The 1129-nt window shown below is 57.7% G+C and carries 1 protein-coding gene; it reads right to left on the reverse strand.

Annotated features, from left to right (window positions below; genetic code table 11):
- The coding region (locus tag LPH68_RS26910) for a phage tail tape measure protein (RefSeq protein ID WP_230297281.1) at positions 1–1129 on the reverse strand (1129 nt) is incomplete at both ends.

The following is a 1129-nucleotide window of genomic DNA, read 5'->3' on the forward strand; positions in this document are numbered from 1 at the left end:
TCGCCTCCTTTATCTTCCAGGTTTTATATGCCACCCAGCCCAGAGCACCGGCCAATGCGGCGATTCCCGCCGTGGCAACCACCGCTCCCGTGCCCATGGCACTCAGGGAGGCAGCCGCGCCTGTCAGGCTGCCACCAGTGGCCACCTGTGTTGCGAACAGCGACTGCAGCACACCTTTCGCCCCGACAACACCGCCTCCGGACATCAAGGTACGCGTCATAGCTCCCCGTCCTGTCACGCCTGCGGACTGCATGGCCGAGACAATGGCCCTCTTTTGTCCGAAAGACATCTTGCTAGGACTCCCCATATCCAACAATCCCTGTACGGAGCCGACGGCCGCCGTCGCCGCCGATTGTCTGCCGATAAAGCCCATGGCGATACCGATATTGGTCAGGGCACCGGCCACCTTGAACAGCCGGACAGCCACCGCTCCCGTAAAAGCAAGCGGTTCTATCCAATGAAAGTTGCGTGCCACCCAAGCCCCGATATTACCTATGACGGTAAATATGTCCAACAGGGCGTTTCCGACAGAAAGCAGTCCGCGGGTAAATTCCGGAGCCTTGAATTTATCCAGAAAGGAACGCAGAACGGCACGTACCGAGGGTTCCATCACCTCGAACGCGCGCATGAACCCCTCGCTCAACTGGGAGGTAACCTGCGCCCACAATCCCTTAGTGGTATCCTGCTTTACAAGTGCCAGTTCAGTCGATATTCCCTGGGAACCTCTATTATGGGACCTGAGTGCACGCAGCCGGTCGTAATTACGGACAAACATCATAGCTGCATTCCCTCCGATTTTTCCAAAAATCGCCTGCATGTCCGCCATTGAGGCGCCTTTCCTGTTCAGTTCCTCGAAGATGTCCGCTATGGGGCGCAACTTCTCCACCCGCACACCCTCTACGTCCCGCTTTTCCGTGAATTTGACGCCCAGGCGGTCCAAAACCTCCCGGGCCTCTTTCGTAGGCTTTGCAAAACGGGTGGACATGGCCCGCAGCGAGGTACCCGCCAGTGTTCCTTTCAACCCCATATTGCCCAGCAGGCCTATGGCGGCACTGGCTTCCGTGAACTCCACACCGGCCATACGCAGGTAACCGGCGGCCATTTTATAGGATTCCGCTATTTCGACGAT

Source organism: Bacteroides sp. 1_1_30, assembly GCF_020982715.1.
Taxonomy (GTDB): Bacteria; Bacteroidota; Bacteroidia; order Bacteroidales; family Bacteroidaceae; genus Bacteroides; species Bacteroides xylanisolvens.